The 4360-nt window shown below is 73.5% G+C and carries 6 protein-coding genes; 4 read left to right on the top strand and 2 right to left on the bottom strand.

The window, feature by feature from the left end; genetic code table 11:
- The 3 genes from ACIY1X_RS21890 to ACIY1X_RS21880 form a co-directional block, all read left to right on the top strand.
- Positions 1-570, top strand: a 570-nt coding sequence (locus tag ACIY1X_RS21890) for a transglycosylase domain-containing protein (protein ID WP_399684683.1), incomplete at its 5' end; no start/stop codon positions are given.
- Between the two features lies 1 nt (position 571).
- Positions 572-1120 (top strand): crossover junction endodeoxyribonuclease RuvC, encoded by a 549-nt coding sequence (gene ruvC, locus ACIY1X_RS21885; RefSeq protein ID WP_038210490.1) that lies wholly within the window; start codon positions 572-574, stop codon positions 1118-1120.
- The gene (locus ACIY1X_RS21880; protein WP_157008045.1) at positions 1117-1575 is read left to right on the top strand and encodes a hypothetical protein; all 459 of its coding nucleotides are present in this window, start codon (positions 1117-1119) and stop codon (positions 1573-1575) included. The genes ruvC and ACIY1X_RS21880 overlap by 4 nt, the downstream gene beginning before the upstream one ends.
- A 5-nt stretch (positions 1576-1580) precedes the next feature.
- On the opposite strand, the gene ACIY1X_RS21875 is transcribed toward ACIY1X_RS21880, so the two are convergent.
- The gene (locus ACIY1X_RS21875; RefSeq protein WP_399684679.1) at positions 1581-2570 is read right to left on the bottom strand and encodes a DMT family transporter; all 990 of its coding nucleotides are present in this window, start codon (positions 2568-2570) and stop codon (positions 1581-1583) included.
- Between the two features lie 73 nt (positions 2571-2643).
- On the opposite strand from ACIY1X_RS21875, the gene ACIY1X_RS21870 reads away from it, so the two are divergent.
- Positions 2644-3168 carry an Lrp/AsnC family transcriptional regulator gene (locus tag ACIY1X_RS21870; RefSeq protein WP_051953631.1) on the top strand — a complete coding sequence of 175 codons (525 nt, stop codon included), beginning with the start codon at positions 2644-2646 and terminating at the stop codon, positions 3166-3168.
- Here ACIY1X_RS21870 and glyA read toward each other — a convergent pair.
- A partial coding sequence (glyA, locus tag ACIY1X_RS21865; RefSeq protein ID WP_399684676.1) for a serine hydroxymethyltransferase occupies positions 3153-4360 on the bottom strand: 1208 nt, incomplete at its 5' end. The genes ACIY1X_RS21870 and glyA overlap by 16 nt on opposite strands.

The raw sequence follows: 4360 nt of genomic DNA, 5'->3' as shown, positions 1-4360 counted from the left end.
CAGCAGTGGGTGCCCTACGAGCGCATCCACGACAACCTCAAGCGCGCCGTCATCGCCAGCGAGGATGCCGCCTTCACCGACCACGAGGGCGTGGAATGGGAGGCCATCGAGCGCGCCCGCCAGCGCAACGCCAAGGCCGAGGAACTGGCCGCCAAGCGCGCCGCCCGCGCCGCCGCGCGCGGCAAGCCAGTGCGCCCGCCGCAACTGCGCGGCGGCTCCACCATCACGCAGCAGCTCGCCAAGAACCTGCTGCTCTCCGGCGAGCGCACGCTGCTGCGCAAGGGCCAGGAACTGGTGCTCGCCTACGCGCTGGAGACCTTCCTCGGCAAGCGCCGCATCCTGGAGATCTACCTCAACAGCGTGGAATGGGGCGACGGCGTCTTCGGCGCCGAGGCGGCGGCGCAGCGCTACTTCCGCAAGAGCGCGGCGCAGCTCACGGCCCGCGAGGCGGCGCGGCTGGCGGTGATGCTGCCCAGCCCGCGCTTCTACGAGCAGCGGCCGAACTCGCCCTACCTCAACGGCCGCAGCGCCACCATCACGGCGCGCATGGGCGCCGTCGAGGTGCCGTGACATGCGCATCCTCGGCATCGACCCCGGCCTGCAGACCACCGGCTTCGGCGTGGTGGACGCGGACGGCGCCGCACTGCGCTACGTGGCCAGCGGCACCATCAGCACCAAGCACCTGGCGCGAGGCGAGCTGCCGGCGCGGCTGAAGGTACTGTTCGACGGCATCGGCGAGCTGGCCGCGCGCTACCGGCCCGACGCGGCGGCGGTGGAGATCGTCTTCGTCAACGTCAACCCGCAGTCCACCCTGCTGCTGGGCCAGGCGCGCGGCGCCTGCCTGACGGCGCTGGTGGCCCACGACCTGGCGGTGGCCGAATACACCGCGCTGCAGATGAAGCAGGCCGTGGCCGGCCACGGCAAGGCGGCCAAGACGCAGGTGCAGGAGATGGTGCGCCGCCTGCTCGACCTGCCCGGCCTGCCCGGCACCGACGCGGCCGACGCGCTGGGCCTGGCCATCACCCATGCCCAGGTGGGCCGCACGCTGGCCCGGCTGGCGCAGGCGACGCCGCTGCAGCGCAGCGCCACCGGCATGTACCGACAAGGAAGAACACGATGAACCCACCGATGAAGCGCCCCGGACCGGTGCGGGCGGCGCTGGCCGCCGCCGCGCTGCTGCTGGTGGCCGGCTGCGGCGCGCCGGCCTCCGCGCCCAATGCCTTCATGCCACCGCTGCGCGCCGAATGCGGCGGCGGCTTCGCGGCGCTGTTCCACGGCATCGAGGCGCAGCCGGACGGCCGCATCAGCACCTTCACCCGCGGCATCGGCCGTGCCGACCCGCCGGCGCTGCTGCGCACCGACCCGGCGCTGGTCGCGCGCTGGAACAAGGCGCTGGACGAGGCGCGCTTCGGCCAGCAGGACGACGCGGGCGGCGGCAACATGAGCTGCGCGCTGGTGCGCGGCGTGGGCGCGTCGGCGCAGACGGTGCGCTGGCGGCAGGACGAGGCGCCGCCGGCGGCCGTCGCCGGCGTGTTCGGCGAGATGATGGCGCTGCGGCCGGCCGTGGAGCGCTGAGGGGATCAGGCGCCCGCCGGGCCTGCCGCGGCGCCCAGGCCGCCGACGCGGCGATGAGCCGCCAGGCACGACAGCACGCTCAGGACCACGCATCCGAGCGCCAGCGTCTCGGCCAGGGTCGGCGCACGGCGCTCCCACATCCATCCGTAGACGAGCGCGAACAGCGTCTCGAACAGGATCATCTGGCCGACGAGGGTCAGCGGCAGCAGGCGGCTCATGCGGTTCCAGCAGGCGTTGCCGAGCATGGACGCCAGCACGGCCACCGCGACGGACACCGCGGCGAAGCGCGTCCACTCGGCCGCGCCCTGGCCCGTGCTCTCCAGCGCGAACGCCAGCGGGATCAGCACGAGGCTCTGCGCCCCCGTCACGAGCCCGGTCAGCAGGTTCCAGTCGTGCGCCGACACCTCGTGCAGGCGCGCCAGGCAGCGCGCGTTGCCCACCGCGAAGGCGGTCCATGAGACCAGCGCGCCGACGGCGCACGCCAGCGCCACCGCCTGCCGGCCCGGCGACCCCGCCGCCGGCGCCACGAGCGCCTGCCAGCCGATGCACAGGGCGCCCAGCGCGCACAGGGACAGGGAAGGCAGCAGGCGGCCGAGGGGAACGGCGCCCCGGTCACGGCTGCCGATGACGGTGACGGCCACCGGCAGGAAGCCGATCACCAGCGAGGTCATCGCGATCCCGCCCATCTGCACGGCCGCGGACAGCAGGATGTAGTAGAGCGTGTTGCCGGCCAGCGCCAGCCAGAACAGGTTGACCCACTGGCGCCGCGACACGAAGCCGCGGATCGCGCGCCACCGAGGCGCGATCAGCACCGCGGCGATGAGTCCGTAGAAGGCGTAGCGCCCTGCGCTCAGCTGAAGCGGACCGAAGCCCCGCACCAGCTCGGGAGCGAGAAAGACGAGGCCCCACAAGGCCCCCGCACCCGCCCCGTAGGCGATGCCGGCGGCCGCCCTCGTGGGCGCGGCGGTCATGGGCATGGCGGGGTCCGGGGTCATCGATGAATCTTATTCTCGACGTCGCGCTGAATTGGCTCGAAACTCGGACCTCCAACGCAAAAATCACTCGCACATGCCCGGCAAGCGCGCGTCGCCACCGTTCGTTCTCGACAGGTATGACAGGGCCATCCTGCGCCTGGTGCAGCAGGACAACAAGACGCCGCAGCGCGTCATCGCCGAGGCGGTGGCGCTGTCCACCGCGGCCATCCAACGCAGGATCGCCGCCATGGAGGCGGCCGGCGTCATCGTGGCGAATGTCGCGCTGGTCGACCCCGAAGCCCTCTCCGCCACCATCACCTCCATCGTCGAGGTGCACCTGCACGACGAGCGCGCCGCGACCGTCGACGCCGCCAAGGCCCTGTTCCGTGGCACGCCGGAAGTGCAGCAGTGCTACTACGTGACGGGCGGCACGAGCTTCGTGCTGGTCATCGTCGCCTCGGACATGCGCACCTACGAGCGCCTGACCCGGCGCCTGTTCGCCGAGAACGAGGCCGTCAAGAGCTACCGCAGCCTCGTCGCGCTGGACCGCGTGAAGACCGGGGCGGCGGTGACCGTTCCGGAGGAGCGGCCCTCACCTCCGGATCAGTTCACCACGTAGCGCAGCGGCCCCAGCCGCGCCCGCAGCGCCTTCACCTCCTCGCGCACCTGCGCCCCCTCGCCGGCCAGCGCGCGGGCGATCCAGCCGGCCAGCATCGGCATGTCCTGCGGGCCCAGGCCCAGGCGCACGATCTCGGGCACACCCAGGCGCAGGCCGTTGACGTCGCCCTCCACCGGCGCCACCGGCAGGCCGATGCCGCAGGCGAGCAGGCCGCCTTCGGCCAGCGTCCTGGCGGCCCGCTGGCCGCCGCCCCAGCGGGCGGCCTCCAGCGCGAGCTGGTGCGACTGCGTGAAGCCGCGCGAGCGCGCGAACACCGGCAGGCCCAGCGCGTCGAGCGCCGCGGCCAGCGCCTGCGCCGTCTCGCGCATGGCGGCGCCGTAGGCCCGGCCGTGCACCTTCCAGTCCAGCAGCGAACGGGCCAGCGCGGCCACGCGGCCGGCGTCGAAGTTCGCCGTGAGGCCGGGGTAGGCGATGGCGTCGATGCGCTCCATCAGCGCCGCGTCGTTCGAGACGACCAGCCCGCCGGCCGGGCCGCCCAGGCTCTTGTAGGTGCTCATGGTGATGACGTCGGCACCCTCGGCCAGCGGGTCCGGCCAGGCGCGGCCGGCCACCATGCCCGACAGGTGCGCCGCGTCGAACATCAGCCGCGCGCCCACGGCGTCGGCGATCCCGCGCAGGGCCGCCACCGGATGCGGGAACAGGTTCAGGCTGCCGCCGATGGTGACCAGGCGCGGCCGCACCTCCAGGGCCAGCGCGCGCAGCGCGTCCACGTCCACGGTGTAGCCGTCCGCCTGCACCGGCGCGGGCACGGTGTTCAGGCCGTACAGGCCCGCCGCGCCCGCGGCGTGGTGCGTCACGTGGCCGCCGATGCTCGGCGGCGGCGCGATGATCGTGTCGCCCGGCCGGCAGGTGGCCATGAAGACGTACAGATTGGCCAGCGCGCCCGAGGCCACGCGCACCTCGGCGAAGCGCGCGCCGAAGACCTCGGCCGCCAGTTCGGCGGCGACGACCTCGATGCGCTCGATGGCCTCCAGGCCCATCTCGTACTTGTCGCCGGGATAACCCAACGATGCACGCGAGCCCAGGCCGCAGGCCAGCAGGCGCTCGGCCGCCGGGTTCATCACGTTGGTGGCGGGGTTGAGGTTCAACCCCTCGGTGTCGTGCAGGCGGTGGTTCTCGGCGACGAGCCGGT

The sequence above is a fragment of the Xenophilus sp. genome (assembly GCF_044462705.1).
Lineage (GTDB): Bacteria > Pseudomonadota > Gammaproteobacteria > Burkholderiales > Burkholderiaceae_C > Xenophilus > Xenophilus azovorans.
This window is presented reverse-complemented; position numbering and strand designations above follow the sequence as displayed.